Source organism: Sodalis sp. RH14, assembly GCF_047324285.1.
Classification (GTDB): domain Bacteria; phylum Pseudomonadota; class Gammaproteobacteria; order Enterobacterales; family Enterobacteriaceae; genus Acerihabitans.
In genome coordinates, this window is the sequence record NZ_CP178739.1 from 3263081 (window position 1) to 3289822 (window position 26742).

Here is a 26742-nt window from a genome sequence, read left to right on the forward strand (position 1 = left end):
GAAAAACTAACACCTACGAGCGTATCACTTTCCTGAAAAAAAGATTTACCGCTCTCTTACGTTTGTCAGAGGAGAAGTACAATGGAGATCACCACGCTTCAGATTGTGCTGATTTTTATAGTGGCCTGTATCGCAGGCATGGGTTCAATACTCGATGAGTTTCAGTTCCACCGTCCGCTGGTGGCATGTACGTTAATCGGCCTCGTGCTGGGTGATATGAAGACCGGTATCATCATCGGCGGTACGCTGGAGATGATTGCCCTGGGTTGGATGAACATCGGTGCCGCCGTGGCGCCCGATGCCGCGCTGGCCTCCATTATTTCCACCATCCTGGTCATTGCCGGCAATCAAAGCGTGGGTGCCGGCATCGCGCTGGCTATCCCGCTGGCTGCCGCCGGCCAGGTACTGACCATTATCGTACGTACCATTACCGTGGCCTTCCAACATGCCGCTGACAAAGCCGCGGAAAACGGCAACCTCAGCGCCCTGAGCTGGATCCACGTCGGCGCGTTGCTGTTGCAGGCCATGCGTATCGCCATTCCGGCCGTGATCGTCGGTGTTTCCGTCGGTACCGACGCCGTCCACGCCATGCTCAGTTCCATCCCGGAAGTCGTGACCAACGGCCTGAACATCGCCGGCGGCATGATCGTGGTAGTAGGTTACGCGATGGTCATCAACATGATGCGTGCCGGCTACCTGATGCCTTTCTTCTATCTTGGTTTCGTCACCGCGGCTTTCACCAACTTCAACCTGGTTTCCCTGGGTGTGATTGGCGTGGTCATGGCTGTCCTGTATATCCAGTTGAGTCCGAAATATAACCAGACCAACGGCGGAAACGGCGGCGGCGCCAGGGGCGTTAACGATCTTGATAATGAACTTGATTAATAGGTGAGCGAAATGGTCGATATAACAACTGCTCCAAAGAAACTGACTCCCGGCGATGTGCGTGCTGTCTTTATTCGCTCGAACCTTTTCCAGGGATCATGGAACTTTGAACGTATGCAGGCGCTGGGTTTTTGCTTCTCGATGGTGCCGGTAATCCGTCGCCTGTATCCTGAGAACAATGACGATCGCAAACAGGCGATTAAACGTCACCTGGAATTCTTTAACACCCATCCGTACGTGGCGGCGCCGGTATTAGGCGTAACCATGGCAATGGAAGAACAGCGCGCCAACGGCGCTCCCATCGACGATGCGGCCATCAACGGCCTGAAAGTGGGCCTGATGGGACCGCTGGCGGGCGTGGGCGACCCCATCTTCTGGGGTACCGTACGTCCGGTGTTCGCCGCGCTGGGTGCCGGCATCGCCATGAGCGGCAGTCTGCTTGGCCCCCTCCTGTTCTTTATCCTGTTTAACGCCGTGCGTCTGGCAACCCGTTATTACGGCGTGGCCTACGGCTACAAAAAAGGCGTGGATATCGTTAACGATATGGGCGGCGGTTTCCTGCAGAAGCTGACGGAGGGCGCCTCGATACTGGGGCTGTTTGTCATGGGGGCGCTGGTGAATAAGTGGACCCATGTGAATATTCCCATGGTGGTGTCGCGTATCACCGGTCCGGACGGCCAGACCACGGTGACCACCGTGCAAAGCATCCTCAATCAGCTGATGCCGGGCCTGGTGCCGCTGCTGCTGACCTTCGGGTGTATGTGGCTGCTGCGCCGCAAGGTCAATGCGCTGTGGATTATCGTCGGCTTCTTCGCCATCGGTATCTTCGGCTACTGGATAGGCCTGCTGGGACTGTAATGGCAGTGATGCACACGTGGTAATGCGCAACCGGGGGCCATCCCCCGGTTTTTTTATTTTTCGCAAGGAGTCAGGATGTCTGTTACCGATATTGTCCTGCTGGTTATCATCACGCTGGCATTGGCGTTCGCCCTTTACGACGAGTTTGTCGTAGCCGGCATGCTTAAGGGCAAAACCCGGCTGAAAATCGGGCTTAAGCGCCAAAGCCGTATCGATGGACTGATATTTATCGGCCTGGTGCTGATTCTGGTGTACCAGAACATCACTAATAAAGGTACGGTTTTTACCACCACTTTATTATTAATCCTGGCATTTATGGCGACCTATCTTGCCTATATCCGCCGGCCAAAACTCATTTTCAAAACCGCGGGTTTTTATTATGCCAATGTTTTTATCCGCTATGACCGGGTTAAAAATATGAACTTATCCGAAGATGGTTTTCTGGCTATAGATTTGGAGAAAAGAAGGTTATTGATCCAGGTTCAGCATCTTGATGATCTTGAAAGGATTTATAATCAATTCATGGAAAATAATTAACGTAATAACAACCTATAATATAAGGTTATCACCGCCGATAGCCTTACTGCGATGGGCCATGGCGAAATTTTTAACCTTACAATGTATGCTATTAAATAACCCCAAGGTTGATGTTTTTATAGGTATGCGATAAATAAGCGTATGCAAAAATGCTATTTTATTTTTGTGGTTGTTATACGGTAAATACGATGTTATGGTTTTGCGGTCATTAGGGAGTAGCCGGTTTCCACCATAGCAGGCGGAAATGCCCGTATCAACATACTCGTTATACGCCGCTCATCCGGCGTAAACGTGGTGCGGGCGACCAGGACGGTCGGCGAGACTATAGACACGACGAACCATCGTGGGGTTGGGATGATGGTGAAGCGTGTATATTGGCTCCCAGCCGAGGCCTGATTATGATGAACCTGTCCGCGACCCTGATCCTTGCATTCGGCATGTCCATGGATGCCTTTGCCGCCTCCATCGGCAAAGGGGCCGCCCTGCATAATCCCCCCCTGCGTGAAGCGTTGCGCACCGGACTGATTTTCGGCGCCATCGAAACCGTTACGCCGCTGATCGGCTGGTCGCTGGGGCTGATGGCCAGCCGCTATATTCTGGCGTGGGATCATTGGGTGGCGTTTATCCTGCTGGGCTGCCTGGGCATGCGCATGGTGGCCGGCGGTTGGCGCCGTCAAACAGAGACCGCGCCGCGCCTGGGCCAGCATAGCCTGAGGGTGCTGGCGACCACCGCTTTCGCCACCAGCCTGGACGCCATGGCGGTGGGCGTGGGGCTGGCCTTCCTGGAAGTCAATATCCTGCATACCGCGATGATTATCGGCCTGGCCACCATGATCATGGCCACCCTGGGCATGCTGCTTGGCCGCTTTATCGGCCCATGGCTCGGCAAAAAAGCGGAAATTATCGGCGGCGCCATCCTGATCGGCATCGGCTGCAATATCCTGTATGCCCATTACGCCCAGGCCGCCCTGCCCGGCCTGTAGGGGCAGGTCTCAATCCTCCCGCCGCCAGGCGCGGATGATAAAATCGGTTTCGCAGGCAAACCGCCCCAGTCCGGCTAAGCGCGTCATGACCTCGGGCGTGGCGCGCCAGGCAAACGGGGTCATTTGCAGCAAACTGGCTGCGGCCTCGCCGGTCATCTCCATATCATAGCTCAGGCGGTGCGTCGCAAGCGCGGTGAAGCCGGCGAAATGCTCATCCTTTAACGGATGCAGCATGACCTGGGGATAGATGCGGGCTTTAAGCTGATAAAGATGCCGGGGTCCGGGCGCGACGGTGACCACCAGCCCGCCGGGCTTTATGACGCGATACATTTCAGCGGGATTGCAGGGCGCGTAAATACGCAATATGCCGCCGAGCGAACCGTCGATAAACGGCAGGCGCTGGGTGGACGCAACGCAAAACCGCGCCTGCGGGTAACGCTTCGCCGCCAGGCGCACCGCCGTTTTAGCGATATCCAGCCCATACACCCGCCCGCCTCCCGGACGTTGCGCCAGCGTCGCCGCAAGCGCCTGCGTATAATAGCCTTCGCCACAGCCGATATCCAGCCAGTCGCCGCCCGGCGCCCACGGCAGTTCGTCGACCAGCGCCATAACCCGATCGCGCATCGGCTGGTAATAACCGGCATCAAGAAACGCGCGGCGCGACTGCATCATCTCCTGGTTATCACCCGGCGCCTTGCTGCGCTTGAACTGCACCGGCAGCAGATTGACATAGCCTTCGCGGGCGCAGTCATAGCGGTGCCGCTGCGCGCAGGACCAGTAATTCTCGGCGCGCGTGAGCGGCAGGTGGCAAAGGGGGCATTGATAGCAGGGCATAACCGGTTCCGGACGTAAACGCAATCAGGTGCGCATCTTACCGTAAATCCGGCGCGCCGGCAGCGGGAATGTCATGCCGGCGCCTCAGGAGGCGCCGGAGCCCGGCCTCGATGCGGTCACCAGGCGATTGTTGTCTTCCGGCAAGGCGTCGGGCTCCACATTCATGATGCGCAGCACCTCAGCCATAATGGTGCTGAAGACGGGCGCCGACACCGCGCCGCCATAATACTTACCCGCCTGGGGATTATTGATCACCACCACCAGCGCGAAACGCGGGCGGCTGGCCGGCGCGATCCCGGCGGTATAGGCGATATACTTATCAATATAACGGCCGTCGGGGCCGATTTTTTTAGCGGTGCCGGTCTTCACCGCCACCCGGTATCCCCTGACGGCGGCTTTAACGCCGCCGCCGCCCGGCAGGGCAACGCTTTCCATCATATGTTTCACCTCATGCACCAACGCCGGGTCCATGACGCGCTGGCCGACCACCGGCGGGTCGATACGGGTAATGGACAAGGGCCGGTAAACGCCGTCGCTGGCGATGGTGGCGTAGACGCGCGCCAGCTGCACCGGGGTGACCATCAGGCCATAGCCAAACGAGAACGTCGCCCGATCCAGTTCGCCCCAACGCGTACGATGCGGCATCAGGCCGGCGCTTTCACCGGTCAGGCCGAGGTCGGTGGGCTGGCCCAGGCCGAAAGCGCGATAGGTATTGAGCAAGGCGGTAACCGGCATTGCCAGCGCCATGCGCGAGACGCCGACATCGCTGGATTTTTGCAGGATGCCGGTCAGGGTTAACTGCGGATAAAACGCCACATCCCGGATCAGATGGCCGTCAAGCGTATAGGGATGGGTATCGAGCAGCGTGTCTGGCTTGACGATGCCCTGCTTGAGCGCCGTCATCACCACCATCGGCTTTACCGTCGATCCTGGTTCGAAAATATCGCTGATGGCGCGATTGCGAAAATCGTCTTCGCCGGCCCCGGCGCGGTTATTGGGATTAAAGGTGGGATAGCTGGCCATGGCCAGGATTTCGCCGGTATTGACATCCACCAGCACCGAGGCGCCGGAATCCGCCTTATTGAAAGCCACCGCGTTGCTTAACGCCTCCTCGGTTTCACGCTGCAGCCGCAGGTCGATGCTCAGCGCCACGTTATGCGCGGGCGAGCTGTCGGTGGAGGAAAGGGTTTCCACCACGCGGCCAAACCGGTCCTTGCGCACCACCCGCTGTCCGGCCACGCCGGTCAGCAGGCGGTTGAAACTTTTTTCGATACCCTCGATCCCCTGATCGTCGATATTGGTAAAACCCACCAGATTGGCCGCCGTCTCCCCCGCCGGATAAAAGCGTCTGGACTCTTCTTTGCAATAGATGCCGGGCAGCTTTAGTTGCTTGATATAATCGGCGACGTTGGGTTCGATCTGACGCGCCAGGTAGATAAAGCGCATATGGGGATCGTGATTGATCCGGGCGGACATCTCGTTGAAAGGCAGGTTAACCGTCTGCGCCAGCGCCTGCCAGCGGGAGGACGCCGTCACCCCGCCCTTTTGCGCCACTTCGTTCGGGTCGGCCCAGATGGCGTCAACGGGTACGCTGACCGCCAGCGGCTGGCCGTTGCGATCGGTTATCATCCCCCTGGGTATTGGCGTCTGCTCCACGCGCAGCGAGCGCATGTTCTGCTGCGCCACCAGATTGTCCGGTTTGATCACCTGCAGCCAGCCGATGCGCATCAGCAACACGGCCAGTATGGCCGAAATACCGATACACATCAGACCAAACCGCCATTGAATAAAATTCTGCTTACCCTGACCCGGCTTCGTTTTCACACTGCTCTCTTATACGGCTATTTTTATTATCAGACGCATTAAAACCTATTCGCCGGAGCATGCGCGCAAAAACAATGCTACAAGGCTTGCTAATTTGCAACAAAGCGCAAATTTCCCTCTCGCCAGCCACCGATTGTTGCTTTGTTACAAACACCGGCGCCAGGAACGGATAAAATTACGCTACTCTATGTTTTCAGCGCGGGACATTATCGCAGGACATTATGACAGCTTATTCTCCCCTCATTGACGGCATCGCCGGCGTAAAACATGGTTTTGGCGATAAAGCCCATCTGATGCCGGAAAGGTTGCTGCCCTGGCAGGATACCCTGGCGGTAAAAAAACAGGTGCATGGTATTCAAATCCGCGAGGTTACGGGACCGGGCGAGCAGTGCGGCGAGGCGGACGGCGTGGTGACTTCCACTCCCGGCGTACTGCTGAGTGTACTGACCGCCGATTGCCTGCCGCTGCTGTTCGTCCGCCGCGACGGCAAAAAGATCGGCGCGCTGCACGCCGGCTGGCGCGGGCTGCTGGCGGGCATCATTGAACAATTCGCCGCCATGCTGCTGGCCAGGGACGATAATCCGGCGGAGTGGGTGGCGGCCATCGGTCCGTCGGCCCGCCCGTGCTGCTACGAGGTCGGCGAGAGTCTGGTGGCGGATTTTTTAGCGCGCCTGCCGATACCCGGCGCTATCGTGACGCCGGCGTACCGGCGTCTGGATTTGGCCGCCATCGCCCGGTATAAGCTTATGGCGGCGGGATTCCAGGCGGTGGACGATATCGGGCATTGCACGATTTGCGCCACGTGCGCGAACGGGGACGGAATGACGCAGGCAGGCACACGCTTCGCGTATACCAGTTTTCGTCGCAACAGCGTAAAGCGCGCCATCGACCCCGCCTATCCGACCATCAGCGGCCGCAATCAGCATTCGGGATTGGTGATTTTGCCCGGTTGAAGACGTGATTCATTCTTCGGCACCCGACAGCCAGCGTCGCGGGGCGGCACAGGTACGGAAAACAGGAACAGAGGGAAGTGCGGGGAAGATGTCGGGCAAGAATGAAACACCCTGCCAGTGGGGCACTGGCAGGGGGAATTACATGTTATCCATCGGCCAAATGGCCGATTGCTGCCGAAGCGGCGTGGATTACAGAGCAGTTACATTAACTGCTGAAGGGCCTTTCTGACCATCCTGGATTTCGAATTCTACGTTCTGGCCTTCGGCCAGAGTTTTGAAGCCGTTACCCTGAATAGCGGAGAAGTGAACAAACACATCTTTGCTACCATCGGCCGGAGTGATAAAACCAAAACCTTTAGACTCGTTGAACCACTTCACTTGACCTTTGATCTTTGCCATCTTGCATATTTCCTTTGGAGTGTTTAAATCGCCCTGAGGCGAGACAGAGACAAACTGGAGTCGTTACTGCTTGAGGCACTAAGATTAGGATCGGCAGAGAAGCGGTATGCAACGATATCGTCTTTACGCAAAACTTCTTTACTGAAAATGCCATTCATATACAGAACTGTACCTCGTTTTACCCAAATGCGTTATCACATACTCTGTTATCAATGGCAAGCCATTTTTGAGCAGGGCCGGATATGTCGCACATAATTAAATCGTTCAGTAGCATTGGGAAGGTTATCAGCGCATCCAATAGTTGAAAATTTCGCCCATTCGATTACGAGGTTAACCACCGCGATGATTTCTGTACCATTTATCGATAACCTTAGCGCAAACACTTGTCAACGTCCAATGCAATATTCAAGAATAACTATTCATTTACTTAGAAAAGAAAACAAGAGGCATGGCTCACATTTTTTCAGATTTGCTTATACCCTAATCTGCTATCCATGGAATAAAATTTACACTGCGGGTTTTACCGAAACGGGATCCGCAACATGCCCGCCGGGCTGCGGCGCGGCGACCATGGCGGAAACGATGCGCCATCAGTGATCCCCAATATTGTGCAGCGCCGCCGGCGCGCAATCACGCCGGCGTTTAACCCGCCATTGCCGCGAGCGCGCCAGGGTTAATTTATCGCCATGACGGCAAACAGGTAAATCGGTTAACTCGGCCGCAAATAGAAACTTATTAATATAGGAAAAGGGTTTAACCAGACTTTTTTTAATATATTTTATATGACTAGCGTCATTATAATGAAATAAATAACAGGATAATGTGGATCCGGGACGGGTGTTAACCCGGGCGCGGACGTCCGGTGATATCCACCGCCGCCCGGCGGTCGCGGCTATTTTCCCCGGGCGTTTAGCGCCGGGATTATATCCCGGCGGCTAGGGCATTGTTACAGCGCTATTTTCCCACCGATTTTCAGCGCACGGAAATGCGGGTCTTTAATGCCCGCGTTTAATAAAGCCTGCTCCAGCTCCAGCGGCGGTTCATCCAGCGCTTCGTCCGCCAGTTCAAATACTCCCCAGTGGATGGGGATCACCCGCGGACAGTGCAATTGCTGATAGACGTCTACCGCGCCGGCGGGACTCATATGGCTCTCGCCCATGAACCATTCTGGTGCATAGGCGCCGATCGGCAAGGCGGCGACGCTAAAGGGTCCGAGCCGCGCGCCGATTTCAGCCAGGCCCGGACTGTAGCCGCTGTCGCCGGAAAAATAAAAACGCCAGTCTTTGGTTTCCACTACCCAGCCGCACCACAGGCTGCGATTGTGATCTTTCAGGGTACGCTGGCTCCAGTGCCGCGCGGGAACGCTGTGCAAGCGGATGCCATGGCTATCGACGCTGTCCCACCAGTCGCACTGTTTCACCGTGCGCACGCCGCGTTTACGCAACCAGTCGCCCATGCCCAGCGGCGCCATGACCTGTATCGCCGGAAAACGCTTGAGCAGCTTTTTCAGGGTGCCTTTATCGAGATGATCATAATGGTTATGAGAATAGAGGATCATCTCAATGGGCGGTAAGCCGGCAATGTCCACCGGCGCCGGTGTTCTCCGGCGGGGTCCGATAAAGGGCAGCGGCGAGGCGCGATTGCCCAGGGCCGGATCGATAAGCAAATAGCGGCCCGCCGCGCGCACCATCAGGCAGGCATGTCCCAGCCACCATACGGCGTCCTCTTTGCCGCTGAAATCGGCAGGTTGCCACCAGCGCGCGATAAACCCCGGATAGCCGTCCCTGGGGGGTTTGGGCAGGCCTTGTTTTTTTCTCTCGTCCTGCCACTTCCTGTAGGCGCCGGGGGTTCTGGTCCCCGGTTCGATATTACGGAAACCTTCCGGGGTGTGGTGGGGTTTTGCGGCGTCATACCAGGGATTTTTCTTCGTCATCGTGTTCTCGATTCTCCCATTGGATGCAAGCCAACGGCAAAAATGCGCAGATTACCGGATTATGTGATGGCCGCCACCGCTGCGCCGGGCAGGATGGCATAGAATAGGCAAAAATTAGCGTTCGGCGATAAAATCTTTAAATAGAATGGGTTCGCCTGCCGGCAGCGCCTTGGCGCCGTTGTCGGAATTACCCGCCTGACCCAGGCGCAGCAGCAGTTCGGTCTGTTTTTTCTGCTGTTCAAGCAATTCATTGAGCAGCGCGATCTGTTCGTTGGCCCTGACGCTTGCGCGATTAAGGTAAAACCAGACCACCAGGCAAATAATAAAAAAAACCAATGCAATCGCCATCGAGGCGATATTAATGCTATCAAATCCAAATACGTTCATAAAGTGACCTTGCCACTGAAAAAACCAGAAGCTATCTTATCACTCCGCGGCCTTCATTGTACCCCGCAAGTCAAAATTGCCGCCCTCTTCGCCCCGCTTACCAGGGCATCCACTTGGTCACCAGGCATATGCCGCTGAAAAAATCACCGCCCTGATCGCAAAAACTGTTGAGGGCCGATAACCACAGCAGCAGGCAAAGCAGTAAAATGACCAGTATTGATATTGAAGTGTTTTTTTTCAAAACCCACGTCCTGTACCGTCGCAATACAAATATTCTAGCCAGCAAAACTTAAACGAATGATAACCACAGGGATTTCATTATCAGAATAATGATTTATAAAGCGGATGATATGGGTGGAAGAAAATAGGGTGCCAAGGATGTACCCCGGCAGACCCGCATCAGATTACGGACGCGCCGTCCGGTCAAACTTCAGATCGATAAGCGCGATCGCCTTTTCGATAGCCCGGCGGGTCACCGGATCCTGCGCGCCCGGGTGGGTGGCAAAATCAATATTTTTCAATTGGCCCGACATCTTTTCCCGGATCTCAACGGGTGCGATGACATCGATAACATCCAGTATCTGCTTGATAACCAACTGGCAGGCAACTAAATCGGAGACCAGTTCCTGGTTTTCCGAAAAGGGTTGGGACATGATTACGCCTCTCTGCGCTGGACCGCCGGTTAAAACGGATAGTGTTGATAGCCGATTTGCTGGGAGATATTCCGCGCCGCATCGTGCAGCATCTTCACATAATCGCTTTTACTCTCTTCCGAGAAGCGGATGGTCGGGAAGGATATACTCAAGCCGGCAATCACCACGCCGAAGCGATCAAAGATAGGCACCGCAATACAGCGCAGCCCCTCTTCCTGCTCTTCATTATCCTCGCCGAAGCCCTGTTCGCGCACCAGATCCAATTCCGGCAGCAAAGCCGCGGCATTGGCGGCGGTACGCTGGGTGCTGCGATTAAACACCACGCCGGAAAGAATTTCCCGCGCCTCGTCCCGGTCGCGCCAGGCCAGCAGCACTTTGCCGATAGCGGTACTGTAAAGCGGATTGCGGCGACCGACCCGGGAGTACATGCGCAGGTTATACATGGAGTCGATTTTGTGGATATAGACAATGCTGTCCTCATCCAGGGAACCCAGGTGAATGGTTTCGCGGGTTAAGTTGGACAGCACGCGCATCTGGATATCGGCAATGCGAATCAAATCCACATTCTGCAAGGCCTTGGCGCCCAGCTCGAACAGCTTGAGGGTCAGAGAATATTTTTCCGACTCGCCTTCCTGCGACACGTAGCCGAGGGACTTCATCGTCTGCAAAAAACGATAGACCGTGCTTTTGGACATCATGACGCGCTGTGAAAGCTCGGTAATACCGATTTCCCGTTCCTCGCCCAAGGCTTGTAAAATGCCAAATACCTTTAATACAGACGATACGGAGTCGGGCTGTCTGTCTAAATCTGCTATCGCCATGGTGATAAAAGTCCTGATAATTGTTTTGTTTTAAAAAAAATAGAACATGATTTTTATTATAAAGGCAAGGCTGCAATTAACGCAATCACCATTGTCTTTGCAGGATGTTTTTAACCGGGCATGAACGTTTTATTACATTTATCCGAGTGCGCGGCGGTCGCCGATCCCCTGTTTAATGCTAGGATAATGCTTTTAACGGGATGTTAATCCTTCATGACCCAGAACTCTGCCGACGGCCTGCCTGTCCCACAACGTTACGGCGCAATATTAACCATCATCATCAGCATCAGCCTTGCCGTTCTGGACGGCGCCATCGCCAACGTGGCCCTGCCGACCATTGCCCGTGAACTGCACGCCAGCCCCGCCGCGTCGATTTGGGTGATTAACGCCTACCAGTTGTCCATCATCATGACGCTGCTGTCCTTCGCTACCCTGGGGGATATTTACGGCTACCGGCGGGTCTATCAATGCGGGCTGGCGGTATTTACCCTGATGTCGATGGTCTGCGCCCTGTCGGACAATCTCTGGATGCTGATTGGCGCCCGCGTGCTGCAAGGACTGGGCGCCGCGGCGCTGATGAGCATCAATACCGCCTTGATACGCATAATTTATCCCTCGCGCCTGTTGGGGCGCGGCATGGCCATTAATACGCTGGTGGTGGCGGTATCCACCGCCGCCGGTCCGACCGTGGCCGCCGGGGTGTTATCCATCGCCTCCTGGCAATGGCTGTTCGCCATTAACGTGCCTATCGGCCTGCTGGCGTTTTACCTGGGCCGGCGGTTCCTGCCGGTCAACGCGCTGAAAAACCGCGGACAGCGGTTTAACTGGTTCAGCGCCCTGTTGAACGCCCTGACCTTCGGACTGCTGCTCTCGGCGCTCGGGGGATTTTCACAACGCGTCGGCGGCCAATGGATACTGCTCGAGCTGGCCCTGGCGGCCGTCATCGGCGTGTTTTTTGTCCGGCACCAGCTGCGGCAGCCTTGGCCGCTGCTGCCGGTGGACCTGTTTCGCATCCCGTTGTTCGCGCTGTCGATGGGAACCTCTATTTGTTCTTTTTGCGCCCAAATGCTGGCTATGGTGTCCCTGCCCTTTTATCTGCAAAGCGTGTTGAACCGCAGCGAAGTGGCGACCGGGCTGCTGCTGACGCCCTGGCCGCTGGCCACCATGCTGCTGGCCCTGGTGGCCGGAAGGCTGATAGGCCGCGTACATTCGGGTCTGCTGGGGGCCATCGGCCTGGGCGCCTTTGCCCTGGGCCTGTTTTCGCTGGCCTGGTTGCCCGCCATGCCCGGGGATGGGGAAATCATCTGGCGGATGATGCTGTGCGGCGCCGGTTTTGGTTTATTCCAGTCGCCCAATAACCATACCATCATCACCTCGGCGCCGCGCAATCGCAGCGGCGGGGCCAGCGGCATGCTCGGCACCGCCCGGCTGTTCGGCCAAACCTCCGGCGCGGCGCTGGTGGCGCTGATGTTTAATCTGTTCGGCGCCACCGGCACTCACGCGGCGCTGGTGCTGGCCGGGTGCTTTGCGACGGCGGCGGCGCTGGTGAGCGCGCTGCGCATTAAGCAGGGCAACCCTCAGCGCCAGGAAGACGACAGCTTCTCCGGCGCCGACTAGTCCGCCCCGCCGTTATTTGAGATAGGTACCGGCCCGCAGCGCCTCGATACGCTTATCCAGCGGCGGGTGGGACATAAACAGCTCGCTGAACGATTTGGTTTTGCCATTGATGCAAAACGCCAGCATGCTGCTTTCCTCCTGGGGCTCATAGCTGGTTTTTAAGCGCTGCAGCGCGGCAATCATTTTCTCGCGCCCGACCAGTCTCGCCGAACCGGCGTCGGCATGGAACTCGCGATGGCGGGAGAACCACAGGGTGATAATGCTCGCCAGTACGCCGAACACCAGTTCCAGCACCATGGAGACGGCAAAATAAATCATCGGGTTGCCGTTGCTGCTTTCGCCTTCATCACGATTGGACGACAGGAAGCCCGCCGCCAATTGGGCCAGGATGCGCGAGACAAAGATCACGAAGGTATTCACCACGCCCTGGATAAGCGTCATGGTCACCATGTCGCCGTTGGCCACGTGGCTGATTTCATGGGCGATGACCGCCTCTGCCTCGTCGCGGCTCATATTTTGCAGCAGGCCGGTACTGACCGCCACCAGCGAGGCATCACGCCGGGCGCCGGTAGCAAAGGCGTTGATGTCCGGCGCCGGGTAGATAGCCACCTGCGGCATGGCGATGCCGGCCTGTTGCGACTGCCGCCGGACCATCTCCAGCAGCCAGCGTTCGGTCTCGTTGCGGGGCTGTTCAATAACCTCCCCGCCGACTGACCGCAGCGCCATCCATTTCGACATCAGCAGCGAAACCAGCGCGCCGCCAAAACCGAATAAACCCGCCATGATCATTAACCCGGTCACGCTGGAAGATTGTATCCCCGTCAGGCTCAGTACCAGACCGAATACCAGCATCACAGCCAGGTTGGTGAGTAGAAAGAGAGCGATACGCATCATAAGAAGGTGATTCCTTGAAAATAACGCCCATTGCGTTAGCCTTGATGGTATGGGCTTCCCTGGCGTTTTCAAGCATTGCGTGGCATTAAGTGCCTAAAAAGACATAACTTTACATTTTGTTAAGCTTTTTCCCGCCCGTATGCCGGTCATAAAAAAGGCGCCGTGAAGGCGCCTCGATAATCGACTCTATGTTACGTTACTTGACGGCAGCCGGCTGCGTTGCCGGTTGTGCGCTTTCGGCCTTAGCCAGATCCAATGCGATATGCACGGACTCGTCCAGGTAGGGATCGGGTTCGTGGTAATCCTTAGGGATAGCGTCCAGCGTCTTCACCGGTTTTTTACCCTGCCGCACCAGGCGTTCGTTGGTGCGCTGCAACCGTATGGCATCGTCCTCGTGATTTTCTTTCTCACGCTGTACCAGATTAAGGGAGACGATATTGCGCTTATCCTTCAAGGCGTGGAAACGGGCGATGTCCTGAGCGATATACTGGAATTCAGGATCGGCGGCAATCCTTTCCTGATGCGCTTTCAACAGCTCGGAGGAGAAGGGTTTCAGGTCACCGGTCTTGGTGAACGTGGCCGCCTTGATGCTGTCCCAGGGCAACGCGTTATCTTCAAATTTTTCACCGGTTTCAATCGTCTCGTCGCCGGTGGGCATGATGATGTCCGGCACCACCCCTTTACGCTGGGTGCTGCCGCCGTTAACCCGGTAGAACTTCTGGATGGTGTACTGGATGGAGCCCAGCGCCGGCCAGTCCGGGCGCAGCATCTGATCGTAGATCCGGTTCAGGGAGCGGTATTGCTGTACCGTGCCCTTGCCGAACGTCGGCTCGCCGACGATCAGCGCCCGGCCGTAATCCTGCATGGCGGCGGCGAAGATTTCCGATGCCGACGCGCTGAAACGATCGACCAGCACCACCAGGGGGCCTTTGTAATAAACAATGCCGTCGTTGTCGCTGTCCTCGCGGATTTTGCCGTTATTGTCGCGCACCTGCACCACCGGGCCGCTGGGAATAAACAGCCCGGACAGGGAGACGGCCTCGGTCAGGGCGCCGCCGCCGTTGGTACGCAAATCGATGATGACGCTGCTGACGTTCTGTTTTTGCAGTTTCTGCAGCTGTACCTTGACGTCGTCGGTCAGGCCGACATAAAAACCGGGTATATCCAGTACGCCGACTTTTTGACCGCCCACCTCTTTGATGGTGAGTTTCACCGCGCGGTCCTCAAGACGGATACGCTCGCGGGTGACGGTGACGATGCGGGTCTTGGTGCCCTTGCCCGCCGGCAGTATTTCCAGACGGACCTTGCTGCCCTTCGGACCTTTGATCAGGGACACCACGTCGTCGAGCCGCCAGCCTATGACATCCACCATCGGCTTGCCGGTCTGGCCGACGCCCACCACGCGATCGCCGACGGTGATGGTTTTACTCTTCGCCGCCGGCCCGCCCGGCACCAGCGAATTAATCACCGTGTAATCGTCGTCCATTTGCAGCACCGCGCCAATGCCCTCCAGGGACAGGCTCATCTCGGTGTTGAACTGTTCGGTATTGCGCGGCGAAAGATAATTGGTATGAGGATCGATTTCATGGGCGAAGGCGTTCATGACCAGTTGGAACACGTCTTCACTGTTGCTCTGCGCCAGGCGGCGGATGGCGAATTGATAACGTTTGGTCAGCACATCGCGGATTTCGTTATCATCCTTGCCGGTGAGCTTAAGGCTCAGCTGATCGTATTTAACCTTGGCGTCCCAGAGCTTATTTAGCTCCGCTTCGTTTTGCGGCCAGGGCGCCTTGCTGCGATCGAGCTCTATGGTATCGTTGCCGGTGAAATCCATCGGTTTGGCCAACTGGGCCAGGGCATATTCATAGCGTTCAAAACGCCGCTTCTGCGCCAGGTTGTAGAGTGCGTACGGCACGTCCAGCTTACCGCTTTTCAGTTCATCATCCAGCTGGTTTTTCTTATCCGCGAACTGCGCGATGTCGGAGGCCAGCAAGACATTATGGCTGTAATCCAGCATGTTGAGGTAGCGGTCGAAAATCTTGGCCGAAAACGCATCATCCAGATCAAACTGGCGATAATGGGATCGGGTGAAACGTGCGGTGACGCGTTCGCTGACGGTCTCTTGTTGCGCTTCTTCGTGAAGCTGGGGAATCTGGTCGGCGCGGGTGATTTTATTATCATTCGCCGATGCCGATCCCGCCAGTAACAACCCTGCAATTGCAGTTACTCTGACAAATTTGTTCATGCCCTGGTCGGCCTCCGTATCAGAACTGCAGGTGTTCTGCGCGCACAATCAAAGCCATCCCGGAAGAAAGCTGCACACGTACCCCTTCTTTGGCAATTTCCATAACCGTTGCTTCCATGGGATCTTTGCCCACCTTGACTTTGATTGCCTGGCCGATATGCAATTTTGATATATCGGTAACCGGTACCTGGCGCGCCGGAGCGGCCTGTTTAACCGGTTGTGATGCCCGGACGTTCTTGGCGTCGGTCTTGGCATCGCTCTTGGGACGATTGGCTGGGCGCGGCCTGCGCGGCGCGGCGGCGTCCTGGCCTTTTTTGGCTGCGGCGGCCTCGTTGGCCGGCGCGGCGCGGCGCGGTGCCGGCGCTTCGCCATTTTCGCGTTTTTTCGCCTGCTGGGCGGCACGTTGCTGCTGGACCCGTGCCTTGGCTTCCTCAAGCTGTTTGCGGGCATGTTCTACATGCTGCGCTTCCAATTCGCCACAGGGATTACCGTCAAGATCGACACGCTGGGCACCGAGTTTGATGCCGTACAGGTAACGCCAGCTTGATGTATAAAGCCGTAAAGCGGAACGCAACTGCGTCTTGCTCAGGCTGTCCTCCCCCTGGATGCGCGCGACCAGATCGGCAAAAATACCAATCTTCAATGGCCGTGCCTCGCCCTCGGCGGTGAAACAAAGCGGAAACCGCTCGGCCAGAAAGGCGATGACTTCTTTATTACTGTTCAACTTGGGTTGATTTTCCATGAATTTTCCTGATTACAACGGGTTTGCCAACCAGCGCAGGCATGAACAGGCGTCATTATAATGACGCCATCGGCAAATGCCACGTTATCTGTCTATCAATATAAAGTATTATTGATAAAACGTCGCAGATCGGTGTGCTCCAACTGCTGACAAAGCCGTTCCACCAAGGCTTTCAGCCCATCCTCGTCGTCCTGGTCGAAGCGATGGTAAATCGTGCTATCGATGTCCAGTACCCCAACCACGCGGCCGTCGAGGGTAATCGGCAACACGATTTCGGCATTACTGGCGGCGTCGCAGGCGATATGTCCGGGGAAGGCGTGTACGTCATCTACCCGCTGGATCCTGTTTTGCGCCGCCGCGGTGCCGCAGACGCCCTTGCCCACCGGTATGCGCACACAGGCCACTTTACCCTGAAAAGGGCCCAGCACCAGTGTATCACCGTCAAGCAGATAAAAACCCGCCCAATTAACGCCATCAAGATGTTCGAAGAGCAATGCGCTGCAGTTGGCCATCGCCGCGATAAAATGCGTCTCGCCCTCGATCAGCGACGACATATTTTGTAGTAATTCAGCATAGCATTGTTGTTTTTTCATATTAAAACCAATAAATGAGCTAATCTTTCAAATGCCGGCCGTCAGGACCGGTCGCAATACCTTAAGCAATAAATGCCCACGGCCACAAGATTAACCCGTTATGACTTCACAAAGCCAGTATCCGCAGGTATGTTTGCGCAAACCTATCCGGCACTATCATGCCGGTGGCGATTGCCGTTTGATGGAATAAGAAAGGCAGGCATGATGGCGCGTAACCCCGCGAAGCGTCCCGGAATATGAAAATACAGCACATCCATTGCGCTCTCCCCCAGGGCCGCGATCAGCGCTGCGCCCAATGCGACGCGTTATTCATCCTGCCGGAATTAAGCCAATATCAGGATGCGTTCTGCCCGCGCTGCCGGGCAAAGGTGGCGGTGGGCAACGAGTGGGCCATTAACCGGCTGGCGGCCATGGCGGCGACCATGCTGCTGCTGATGCCGTTTGCCTACGCCGATGCGCTGATTCGCGTGCGCCTGCTGGGAACCGCCATCAGCGCCAACCTGCTGCACGGCATCTGGCAGATGGCGATGCAGGGGGACCCCATCACCGCCAGCATGGTGGCCTTCTGCACCATCGGCGCGCCTTGCACGCTGGTGTTTTCCCTGCTGTACCTGTATTTCGGCCAACGGCTGGGCATGAACCTGCGCCCGGTGCTGCTGATGCTCAACCGGCTTAAAGAATGGGTGATGCTGGATATTTACCTGATAGGCATGGGGGTGGCGGCCATTAAGGTCAAGGATTATGCCGCCGTGACCACCGGCCTGGCGCTGCCGGCGTTTATCGCGCTGACGCTGTTAAGTATCATGACGCTGACGCATTTAAATATCGGCCAGTTATGGGAACGGTTTTATCCGCAGCCGGCGCGGCTGGCGTTTCGTACCAATACCGCGGCCCTCAGGGTTTGCCTGGCCTGTAATTTTACCGGCTTAGCCGATGTGCGCGGGCGCTGTCCGCGCTGTCACGTGCCCTTGCGCGCGAGGCGGCGCCACAGCCTGCAAAAATCCTGGTCGGCGCTGATTGCGGCGATGGTGCTGCTTATTCCCGCCAACCTGCTGCCGATTTCGATTATCTATATCAACGGCAGCCGCAATGAAAGCACCATCATGGCCGGTATCATTTCGCTGGCGGCGGACAATATCCCGGTGGCGGCCGTGGTGTTTATCGCCAGTATCCTGGTGCCGTTCATTAAAGTCGTGGTGCTGCTGACCTTATTAATCACGATTCATTTCAATGTCCGGCACGGCTTGAAAACACGTATTCGGTTATTACGTTTCGTGACCTGGATCGGGCGCTGGTCGATGCTGGATTTATTCGTTATCTCCATCACCATGTCGCTGGTGGATCGCGATCAGTTATTGGCCTTTACCATGGGACCGGCGGCGTTTTATTTTGGCGCCGCCGTTATTTTGACAATTCTTGCTGTCGAGTGGTTAGACAGCCGTTTGATATGGGATGCACATGCAACAAACGCCGACTACACCGACTAGCGCGGCCGTCAGGAATAAACGCCGCATATCGCCGTTCTGGCTGCTGCCTTTCATCGCCCTGCTGATTGCCGGCTGGCTGGTCTACAGCACCATCCAGGAACGCGGCTCCACCGTGACCATTGATTTTGTGTCCGCCGACGGTATTGTCGCCGGCCGCACCCCGGTACGCTATCAGGGCGTGGAAGTCGGCACCGTGCAAAATATCAAGCTGAGCGACGATTTGAAAAGCATCCGGGTCGAGGTCAGCATCAAGCGCGATATGCGCGACGCGTTGCGCAAAGGCACCCAGTTTTGGCTGGTGACCCCAAAGGCGTCGCTGGCAGGGATTTCGGGACTGGATGCGCTGGTCGGCGGTAATTATATCGGCATGATGCCGGGCAAAGGCGAAGAGGAAAATCATTTTATCGCCCTCGATACCCAGCCCAAGTACCGGGTGAATACCGGGGAACTGCTGGTGCATCTGCATGCGGATAACCTGGGTTCGCTTAATACCGGCTCGCTGGTGTATTACCGCAAGCTGCCGGTGGGAAAAGTCTATGACTACGATGTTTCCCGCGACCAAGGCGGCGTCAATATCGATGTATTGATTGACAGGCGCTTTACCGATCTGGTGAAAAAGGAGAGCCGCTTCTGGAACGTTTCCGGCCTGAAGGCCGATGTGGATTTCCATGGCGCCAAACTGGAGATGGAAAGCGTGGCGGCGCTGGTGAACGGCGCCATCGCCTTTGACTCCCCCGCCCAGGGCGAACAGGCCCGGTCCGACGACAATTATATCCTCTATCCCGACCTGTCCCACAGCCAGCGCGGCGTGATAATCACCCTCGACCTGCCTGATGGACAGAATCTCAGCGAGGGCCATACCCCGCTGCTATACCAAGGGCTGGAGGTGGGGACCCTGACCAAACTGACGCTGGGGAAAGATAAAAAAGTCACCGGCGAACTGACCATCAATCCGTCCATTGTCGATTTAATGCGCAGCGGCACTCGTATCGAAATGCATACGCCGCAGCTGTCGTTGAACAACACCAATCTCAGCAGCCTGCTTAGCGGCGTAACGCTGGAACTGGTGCCGGGCGGCGGCGAGCCGCAGCAGCATTTTACCCTGCTCGACAGCAATCATATGCTATTGCAGGAACCCGGCGTGCGCACCTTTAGCCTGACCGCGCCGCAAAGTTACGGCATCGACAGCGGCCAGCCGCTGACACTGCACGGCATCCCGGTCGGTAAAGTGGTGAGCCGCAAGCTGGTCGACAATCAGGTCGTGTTCGAGGCGGCGATCAAACCCGACTATGCGGATCTATTGCATAAAAACACCAAATTTATCGTTAACAGCCGGGTCGATGTGAAGTTCGGACTGGACGGCGTGCGGGTGCTTGGCACCAGCGCCCAGGAATGGCTGGACGGCGGCATCGTGGTTATTCCGGGCAACCAGGGGGCGCCGCTGGACCAGTATCCCCTTTATGGCAACCGGGAAATGGCGGAACAGGGTATTCAGGGCGACAAGCCCGCCCCGACGCTGACACTCACCGCCGATAGCCTGCCCGATATCCAGACCGGCTCCATTGTGATGTACCGCAAGTTCCAGGTGGGTGAAATCATCGACGTACGCCCGACGGCGAAAAGCTTCGATGTCGATGTCTATATCCATCCCCAGTATCGCAAATTACTGACGCCCAATAGTATTTTTTGGGCCGAGGGCGGCGCGCGCATGCAGATTAACGGCAGCGGCATTACCGTGCAGGCTTCGCCGCTCGACCGTGCGCTGAAAGGCGCCATCAGCTTCGATAACCTGGACGGAGCGGTGCTGGCGAAAGGCGCGCCGCGTAAACTGTATGGTTCGGAGAACGCCGCCCGCGCGGTAGGCAGCCAGATCGTCCTGCGCACCTATGATGCCAGTAAGCTGTCCCCGGGCATGCCCATCCGTTATCTGGGGATCGATATCGGCCAGTTGGAAACGTTAAAACTGTCCACCGAAAACAGCGAGGTTATGGCCCAGGCCGTGCTTTATCCGGAATATGTGCAAACCTTCGCCCGGGTGGGAACGCATTTTTCCGTGGTCACCCCGGAGATTTCCGCCGCCGGCGTCAATCATCTGGAAACGCTGCTGCAGCCCTATATCAACGTCGAGCCCGGCCGCGGCCAGGCGACGCGTAATTTCGAGCTGCAGCAGGCCACGATTACCGACTCACGTTACCTGGACGGCTTAAATGTCGTGGTCGACACCCCCGAGGCCGGCTCATTGCAAATCGGCACCCCGGTATTATACCGCGGCATCGAGGTGGGCACCGTAACCAATCTGTCGCTGGGTTCGCTGGCGGATCGGGTTTATGTCGCCCTGCGGATCAGTAAGCAATACCAGCATCTGGTGCGCAATAATTCGGTATTTTGGCTGGCATCCGGATATGATCTTAAATTCGGTCTCACCGGCGGCTCGGTAAAAAGCGGCACCTTCCAGCAGTTTATTCGCGGCGGCATTGCCTTCGCCACCCCGCCGACGACGCCGCTGGCGCCAAAAGCCGCCACCGGTAAGCATTTCGTCCTCAGCGAGGAAGAGCCTAAAGAATGGCATGAATGGGGCACCGCCATTCCTCCGCAGGGTTAAACAGCGCCGGTTGCGCTTGGAATAACGGTAAGCGTGCGCAAGAGACCGGAACGGGTGTGATGGGTAATAAGGCTAAAGGCGCCTTTACGATTTTCCCGTGATACCCGCGCTTGCTGGTTTGCCCTCTTCCCATCGGGCGCGCGCTTTTAGCGTTTTGTGCGATCTTGGCTATGCTTAATACGTAGCTTGCCTCAGGAATGACCCTGGCGAGACAGCGTAGAAGGGCTAAAAATATGACCAAGACTACTGTCAAAATAGGAAGTTTCGAAGTCGACGACGCCGAACTCTCCGCCGGAGCGGATCGCAATGTCCAAAATCTCCTGCGTATTCCCTGTAAATCCGACCCCGATCTCTGCAAACAGCTTGACGGTTGGGATGAACATACCAGCATCCCCGCGATCCTCGACGGAAAAGAACAGGTGCTGTTCCGGCAACATTACGATCATGATAATGATGCCTGGATTATGCGCCTGGAATAATAGATTCAACCCCGCTGCACGGGCGGGCTATTCCCGCCGGGATACACCGTCGCCAGGGTTATACCCCTTTGCCGACCACTATCCCTCCTTCGCTATTGTTGTGCCCCCGCTGCAGACCCAGGGCGTAGATGCGCGCCCCATTATCTGCCGCAGCTGGGCTATACTTCACGCTTACCAGAGATAAACCGGCAACAGGCCGGATGGCATTGTGTAAAGGGCTACCCGTCATGTATGCATTAATGATTTTTATCTGTTACCTGGGACAGGATTGTGAGGAAGTCTTCATTGGCGCCTATCGCAGCGAGACGCAATGTTTGTCGATCATGCGGGAACAGCGGTTGCGTTACGGCGGGTGTTATCCCATCGAACGGTTTATTGACGGCATCTGGCTGCCGGCCAGTGAATATGCCGATTTTTAAGCGGCAAAAAAAAAGTCAGCCCGAAGGCTGACGACTAAAGACAGTCAGGGAATATGTTACTGAGGGTTGAGTGCTATTCTACCGATCCCGGCCAACGCGGCAACCTATCGCTACGATAGCCGCGGGCGCCACGAACGGCCGCCTATGGGTATGTTTTATCAGCGCTACAGGAATACGTTATGATCAACAGTTTGGCTGAATTGGAACAGGTGCGCAGGGAATGTAAAAAAATGGTCACCCGCCGCGCCGGTTTATCCGCCGGAGCCGCGGTTATCCCCATCCCAGGTCTCGATATCGGCACCGATGTGTCGCTGCTGATGGCGCTGCTGCCGGCCATTAACGAGAAATTCGGCCTGTCGCCCACGCAGATTGAGCAATTGCATCCCAACCGCAAAAAATACACCCTGGTGGCGATCACCGGTATTGGCAGCCGGCTTATCGGCAGCACCGTCACCCGTGAGCTGGTAAAAATGGTGCTTAAACGAGTGGGGGTGCGGGTGGCCACCAAGTCGGTGGCCCGTTATGTGCCGATTATCGGCCAGGCCGCCGCCGCGGGATTGAGTTTCAGCGCCATGAAAGTCCTCGGCAACGCCCATATTGAGGATTGCTATGAGGTATTGAAACAAGTGCTGGAGACGCAGCCCGTGGAAAAGGCGGATTTTATCACACGGGTCAATACCCGTGTCGCCGGACCGGGCTCAAATAGACAGTAATGGCTTATGGTAACGTTTTACGATATTTGCCCACTCCATGCTGGCGACGGGCACATTTTCACCGGTAAACATGCTCTTCGCCTCGTTTACCGGTCCAATCAATTCATCGAGAACCACACCTATGCGACGCGAAGGGTGGATTTGTCCCTCTATCAAATAGGCGGTTGAGATACTTTTAACCCGGAAAAAACGATCGGGCTGGTAGATATGCTCGAGACCCACCATCTGATTATTATCGCCTCTGATTACCAAGGGTATCGCCTGCCGGGCGTTTTCAATTTTATAATACACAATGGCCTGCCTGCGTTGGTCGCCCGCCAATCCTTGCCGATCGGCGCTGGCGGTTATTAACCTGGCAAAATTATCCCCGGGCGCGACGGTCAGAAAGGTAGGATAATTGGTGACTATATCCCCTGGGGCGATGATATCCGCCCAGGGAATGCTCTCGGTTGCCGGATACTGTCCCACCGCCAGATAGCTTCCCTCTTGCCTGGGAAAAGGGTGTTGCAGGGCACCGGTTAAATCCTCGTAAAGTAACCGGTCCGTCTGCGCCCACCTCTCCAGCGGTACCTGATGCCACAGATTTTCATTGATGCTGCTTTTGGCGCGCGAAAAACCCGTCAGATCCAACAGCAGGTTATTGTATTTATATATTTTTATGCCATTGGCCTCCAACGACCACAAATGCAATGCGATGGTCTGGCTTACCGACAGGGTTTGATAGACAGCCTGATATTGCGCGTAATCCAGGGGAGCCTGGGTAAGGGGAATACCCATTTCAGGGAACAATAGCGCTTCGCTTCCCGGATCGCCATAACGCGAGATATGCGCCGTACACTCCACGCCATAAAGAGAATGAGTCACCAGGGTATCGACGCTGGCCTGTTGGTTCCAGAGTCTTGCCGCCCGGCCCGCGCCACGGCCGCTCAGACCGGTATGCAGAATATTTTTTAAGCGCGTCGCCACCGCTACGGGCACGGCCTCCAACCTGTTACCTTGCGCCAGAATATATTTTATCCCGAAGCGGTCGCCGGTTTGCGGATTGATCCTGACATAGACCGGCTGGCCAAGATAACGATCACCACCCAGTCTGACGATCGGGATATCACGCTCGAATCCCGCCAGGCGCCCGGTTTCAAAATGTTCGATACCGGCGGGCAGCGCGTCGCTCAGCGCGCTGCCGTCCAGTTTCAGCATCAGCTTTTCCATGGTCGGGCTATGGCCGCGCAGTAATTTGGCGGCAAGACGTACCTGCAGCACTGACGCTTTACCCAGCATGCCCGCCATTTCAATACCGGGGTCTAAAGACCGGGCCAAAGCCAGCAGCATGCTGGTCAATGCCTTGCGGTCAAGCTCTTCGCCCAAGGTGGCCATGGCCACGTTGGCAAAGGATCGCAACCCCGCGCCCATGGCGATTTTCAGGCTATTTCCACCTGCGAAGCCGGCCATCCCCACACGCATTGAGGCCAGGCCGCCCATCCCCGCTTTTGTCAGTATCCGTGATGACAACGCTGCGGATTGCCCCGCCAGTGGGATGAAATTCAGGCCGTCCACAACGCAGGAGATTAGGGCCTCCTCCTGCCGGTGCGGGTTCCATTCGACACAATGATAAAATGGAATAAACGACAGCAGGAAACGTCTGAATGCTTCATGCGTGGTTTCCTCATATCCCTGGGTATAGAGCTGTGCGGCCAGTTTTTTTCTATGCTGCTTCACCAGTCTTTCGCTAACCGCGGCCAACGTTTCTTCAGGGGTTTTATAGAGGCCTTGCGCATTTTCACCGGCGTAGATATTAAGCCGATAATTTTTATCCCCCCCGGCCAGATTTTTTTTCATCAAAGAATAATAATTCTGCTTATCACGATCGATGCGTCTGATCCAATAGCCCGATTCATCGCGCCCCAACGCAAAAATCCGTTCCTCGCCGTTGCTGGCGGCCAGCAAAAGTTCGATGCCCGGCAAAAGCGGCACAGCAGGTTTCGCCCCGACGATAAAATATTCTACCGGCAGGCCGCTCTGGGGATTAAGCTCGGAAAAATCCGCTCCCGCCCGGCGGATTGTCGACATGGTGAAAAATTGCAGCTCCGGCGCCGGCAGCGACGTGACGGCATCCAGGATCAGCAAACGGTCGATAATGGCGAATTTATCGGCAATATCCTGGTTTTGCGCCGCGAAAATCTTATTAAGGTCAGGAAGATTCTCCGAAGACTTAGCGCTCTGGCGGCTGGCGGCCCCGGGCGGACAGGCGTAGCCGTCGGGATAGCTTTTGTAAACGGCCACCCTGCGCGCAGATTCATCCTTCGGCAGGCCGCCACAATGTTTTGTTAAGAGATCCCCGGCCAGCTCCGTGCGCGACTTATATCCACTTATAGCGTCGCCGAACTGTTTAAACGGATTAACCGCTTTTTCCCTGGCTTTGCCGGATGAAAAAAAAAGCATCAGCGCATCTTGTTGGGTAGCAGCCGCGCGCACATCAATCCTACGGGCGGCATCCCTGTCTTCATCCAGCCTGGCGCTCAGATAGTGCATCAGCGCGGGGAACGTAAAAAGATCAATCAGACCGGCGGACAGCGATCCCATCATCATCAGCGCCGATAATGTGCAGCCGATTTCGATGACTTCGGCCGCCGCCATATCGCCGATGTCCACCGTGCTTTTAGCGGCAAAAGTAAGTCCGATATGCAGATAACACCAGTCCAGCGTGCCGAATACAAGCGCCTGCGGGGGGATATCCTCCCGGAAAAAAAATAATGTCGGCAGGACCGGCGCGACAATATGATCGATAAGGTAACGATAACAGGGTGATTCACCGGTTGCCGCCGAACCGGCCGAAGCCGCCCCGTCGCCATTGAATAAGGCAAGCATGCTGTTAATGACGCCGCGACCGGCCTCCATATTTAAACCTGCTGAACCAAAGGCCGGATCCCGTGCCCCGGACGCCAGGAGACCCAGCATCTTCCGGGCCATGAAGCTTTCGATATCCGCCCCGAATATATTTTCCGCCATCCAGTCACTCACCACCTTGCTCATGGCGTTTCTGGTCAGCCTTTCACCCGGAGAAGCGCCGTAGAGACCGGAATCCAGCAACAAAACATAGGCGATCCTGGCCCTTCCATCGGGTGTGGCGATAAGAAAACGCGCCGTTTGGGCCACAAGATTCATTGCCGGAGGGAGTTGAGGGTTGCCGGTAGCCATGGCATGCCCTGAAAGCTTATCCAGTAACCTGGCTATATTTTCATTTTGCCGCCTCAAGTCGATGATAGGTTTATTATTCGACCAGCCCTTATTACGCTGTTCAATATACCGTGCCGCACGGATATCCTCCGCAGTATGAGGATCCGGCCCTTCTCCGGTCAGAGGTAAATCACGCCGCACCCTGGTTTCGGTATATTCCGGCGACACATCGGTTGCCTGGGGCATTTTATACCCCGCCAGCGCGTTTTTCCCCGCGGCATCCCCCGGCGGCGCGCCGGATGATTGAGGCGGGCGCGCCAGCAAACCATAGGCATAAAGCAGTCTCGCGCCGATGTTTTTCACAGAGTTATTCGCGTACGCTGCGGGCGGCGCGACCCATAAGCTGGAATCATTACGCGCGAAATCTAATACGCCGAAAAGCATTTCGGCACTTTGCCGCTGGCGGGAGGTGATGTCATTGGACAATAATAATTGATTAATAGCCGGCTGATTTGCTTGTCGATGAACTGTGAATAATCCCATTCGATTTCCTTATTAAATAAACAGCATGCCTTATGAAGTTATTAACAAGTGATATATCTAGAATGTAATATTGTGCATTACGTGCTCGCCGGTGCGATAAGTCGCCGTATCGCTAGCGCTGGGTTATGGGAAATACCTGACATTAAGCCGACCCCTTTAAACATTGG

At 56.1% G+C, this 26742-nt stretch carries 25 protein-coding genes and 1 riboswitch; of the genes, 11 read left to right on the forward strand and 14 right to left on the reverse strand.

The window, feature by feature from the left end:
* Window positions 1-81 precede the first annotated feature (81 nt).
* From ACL2XQ_RS14840 to mntP, 4 genes are all read left to right on the forward strand, one after another.
* Window positions 82-885: a PTS mannose/fructose/sorbose transporter subunit IIC gene (locus tag ACL2XQ_RS14840; protein ID WP_410015292.1), complete on the forward strand. Its 804-nt coding sequence runs from the start codon at window positions 82-84 to the stop codon at window positions 883-885.
* Window positions 886-897: 12 nt separating this feature from the next.
* Window positions 898-1743 carry a PTS mannose transporter subunit IID gene (locus ACL2XQ_RS14845; protein ID WP_410015293.1) on the forward strand — a complete coding sequence of 282 codons (846 nt, stop codon included), beginning with the start codon at window positions 898-900 and terminating at the stop codon, window positions 1741-1743.
* 75 nt (window positions 1744-1818) lie between these two features.
* Window positions 1819-2280: a DUF986 family protein gene (locus ACL2XQ_RS14850; protein WP_413739376.1), complete on the forward strand. Its 462-nt coding sequence runs from the start codon at window positions 1819-1821 to the stop codon at window positions 2278-2280.
* A 198-nt stretch (window positions 2281-2478) separates the two neighbouring features.
* A riboswitch (yybP-ykoY riboswitch) is annotated at window positions 2479-2678 on the forward strand.
* Window positions 2679-2681: 3 nt separating this feature from the next.
* Window positions 2682-3263: a manganese efflux pump MntP gene (gene mntP / locus ACL2XQ_RS14855; protein ID WP_410016559.1), complete on the forward strand. Its 582-nt coding sequence runs from the start codon at window positions 2682-2684 to the stop codon at window positions 3261-3263.
* A 9-nt stretch (window positions 3264-3272) separates the two neighbouring features.
* Here mntP and rlmA read toward each other — a convergent pair whose 3' ends face one another.
* Together rlmA and ftsI are read right to left on the reverse strand one after the other, a co-directional pair.
* A complete protein-coding gene (rlmA, locus tag ACL2XQ_RS14860; RefSeq protein ID WP_413739377.1) occupies window positions 3273-4097 on the reverse strand; it encodes a 23S rRNA (guanine(745)-N(1))-methyltransferase in 825 nt (274 codons plus the stop codon).
* A gap of 84 nt (window positions 4098-4181) precedes the next feature.
* On the reverse strand, window positions 4182-5921 hold the full coding sequence (ftsI, locus tag ACL2XQ_RS14865) for a peptidoglycan glycosyltransferase FtsI (RefSeq protein WP_413739378.1): 1740 nt from the start codon (window positions 5919-5921) through the stop codon (window positions 4182-4184).
* Window positions 5922-6142: 221 nt separating this feature from the next.
* Between ftsI and pgeF the strand changes: the two genes are divergently transcribed.
* Window positions 6143-6874 carry a peptidoglycan editing factor PgeF gene (gene pgeF, locus ACL2XQ_RS14870; protein ID WP_413739379.1) on the forward strand — a complete coding sequence of 244 codons (732 nt, stop codon included), beginning with the start codon at window positions 6143-6145 and terminating at the stop codon, window positions 6872-6874.
* Between the two features lie 189 nt (window positions 6875-7063).
* On the opposite strand, the gene cspE is transcribed toward pgeF, so the two are convergent.
* The 7 genes from cspE to kdgR all read right to left on the reverse strand — a co-directional run bounded on the left by cspE (window position 7064) and on the right by kdgR (window position 11067).
* On the reverse strand, window positions 7064-7273 hold the full coding sequence (gene cspE, locus ACL2XQ_RS14875) for a transcription antiterminator/RNA stability regulator CspE (RefSeq protein ID WP_005968829.1): 210 nt from the start codon (window positions 7271-7273) through the stop codon (window positions 7064-7066).
* Window positions 7274-7296: 23 nt separating this feature from the next.
* On the reverse strand, window positions 7297-7431 hold the full coding sequence (locus tag ACL2XQ_RS14880) for a DUF2627 domain-containing protein (RefSeq protein ID WP_132921323.1): 135 nt from the start codon (window positions 7429-7431) through the stop codon (window positions 7297-7299).
* A gap of 788 nt (window positions 7432-8219) precedes the next feature.
* A complete protein-coding gene (locus tag ACL2XQ_RS14885; protein WP_413732856.1) occupies window positions 8220-9206 on the reverse strand; it encodes an MBL fold metallo-hydrolase in 987 nt (328 codons plus the stop codon).
* 114 nt (window positions 9207-9320) lie between these two features.
* On the reverse strand, window positions 9321-9593 hold the full coding sequence (locus ACL2XQ_RS14890) for a YebO family protein (protein WP_410015299.1): 273 nt from the start codon (window positions 9591-9593) through the stop codon (window positions 9321-9323).
* A gap of 97 nt (window positions 9594-9690) precedes the next feature.
* Window positions 9691-9834, reverse strand: coding sequence for a PhoP/PhoQ regulator MgrB (mgrB, locus tag ACL2XQ_RS14895; RefSeq protein WP_410015300.1), 144 nt, complete (start codon window positions 9832-9834; stop codon window positions 9691-9693).
* A 163-nt stretch (window positions 9835-9997) separates the two neighbouring features.
* The gene (locus tag ACL2XQ_RS14900; RefSeq protein ID WP_410015301.1) at window positions 9998-10246 is read right to left on the reverse strand and encodes a DUF2766 family protein; all 249 of its coding nucleotides are present in this window, start codon (window positions 10244-10246) and stop codon (window positions 9998-10000) included.
* Window positions 10247-10275: 29 nt separating this feature from the next.
* A complete protein-coding gene (kdgR, locus tag ACL2XQ_RS14905) occupies window positions 10276-11067 on the reverse strand; it encodes a DNA-binding transcriptional regulator KdgR (RefSeq protein ID WP_410015302.1) in 792 nt (263 codons plus the stop codon).
* A gap of 213 nt (window positions 11068-11280) precedes the next feature.
* Between kdgR and ACL2XQ_RS14910 the strand changes: the two genes are divergently transcribed.
* Window positions 11281-12684 carry an MFS transporter gene (locus ACL2XQ_RS14910; RefSeq protein ID WP_410015303.1) on the forward strand — a complete coding sequence of 468 codons (1404 nt, stop codon included), beginning with the start codon at window positions 11281-11283 and terminating at the stop codon, window positions 12682-12684.
* A gap of 12 nt (window positions 12685-12696) precedes the next feature.
* Here ACL2XQ_RS14910 and htpX read toward each other — a convergent pair whose 3' ends face one another.
* The 4 genes from htpX to ACL2XQ_RS14930 all read right to left on the reverse strand — a co-directional run bounded on the left by htpX (window position 12697) and on the right by ACL2XQ_RS14930 (window position 17158).
* A complete protein-coding gene (htpX, locus tag ACL2XQ_RS14915) occupies window positions 12697-13578 on the reverse strand; it encodes a protease HtpX (protein ID WP_410015304.1) in 882 nt (293 codons plus the stop codon).
* 196 nt (window positions 13579-13774) lie between these two features.
* Window positions 13775-15823 (reverse strand): carboxy terminal-processing peptidase, encoded by a 2049-nt coding sequence (gene prc / locus ACL2XQ_RS14920; RefSeq protein ID WP_410015305.1) that lies wholly within the window; start codon window positions 15821-15823, stop codon window positions 13775-13777.
* Between the two features lie 19 nt (window positions 15824-15842).
* Window positions 15843-16565 carry an RNA chaperone ProQ gene (proQ, locus tag ACL2XQ_RS14925; protein WP_413722757.1) on the reverse strand — a complete coding sequence of 241 codons (723 nt, stop codon included), beginning with the start codon at window positions 16563-16565 and terminating at the stop codon, window positions 15843-15845.
* A gap of 95 nt (window positions 16566-16660) precedes the next feature.
* Window positions 16661-17158, reverse strand: coding sequence for a GAF domain-containing protein (locus tag ACL2XQ_RS14930; RefSeq protein WP_410015307.1), 498 nt, complete (start codon window positions 17156-17158; stop codon window positions 16661-16663).
* A gap of 236 nt (window positions 17159-17394) precedes the next feature.
* On the opposite strand from ACL2XQ_RS14930, the gene yebS reads away from it, so the two are divergent.
* From yebS to ACL2XQ_RS14955, 5 genes are all read left to right on the forward strand, one after another.
* On the forward strand, window positions 17395-18645 hold the full coding sequence (gene yebS / locus ACL2XQ_RS14935) for a membrane integrity lipid transport subunit YebS (protein WP_410015308.1): 1251 nt from the start codon (window positions 17395-17397) through the stop codon (window positions 18643-18645).
* On the forward strand, window positions 18617-21247 hold the full coding sequence (locus ACL2XQ_RS14940; protein ID WP_410015309.1) for an MlaD family protein: 2631 nt from the start codon (window positions 18617-18619) through the stop codon (window positions 21245-21247). Before yebS ends, ACL2XQ_RS14940 begins: the two co-directional genes overlap by 29 nt.
* 233 nt (window positions 21248-21480) lie before the next feature.
* A complete protein-coding gene (locus ACL2XQ_RS14945) occupies window positions 21481-21726 on the forward strand; it encodes a DUF1480 family protein (RefSeq protein WP_410015310.1) in 246 nt (81 codons plus the stop codon).
* Between the two features lie 227 nt (window positions 21727-21953).
* Window positions 21954-22145: a YebW family protein gene (locus ACL2XQ_RS14950; protein ID WP_410015311.1), complete on the forward strand. Its 192-nt coding sequence runs from the start codon at window positions 21954-21956 to the stop codon at window positions 22143-22145.
* A gap of 179 nt (window positions 22146-22324) precedes the next feature.
* Window positions 22325-22858 (forward strand): hypothetical protein, encoded by a 534-nt coding sequence (locus tag ACL2XQ_RS14955; protein ID WP_413739380.1) that lies wholly within the window; start codon window positions 22325-22327, stop codon window positions 22856-22858.
* Here the strand turns inward: ACL2XQ_RS14955 and ACL2XQ_RS14960 are convergent.
* The gene (locus tag ACL2XQ_RS14960) at window positions 22844-26395 is read right to left on the reverse strand and encodes a hypothetical protein (RefSeq protein WP_413739381.1); all 3552 of its coding nucleotides are present in this window, start codon (window positions 26393-26395) and stop codon (window positions 22844-22846) included. The two genes, ACL2XQ_RS14955 and ACL2XQ_RS14960, sit on opposite strands and share 15 nt — an antisense overlap.
* Between the last annotated feature and the right edge of the window lie 347 nt (window positions 26396-26742).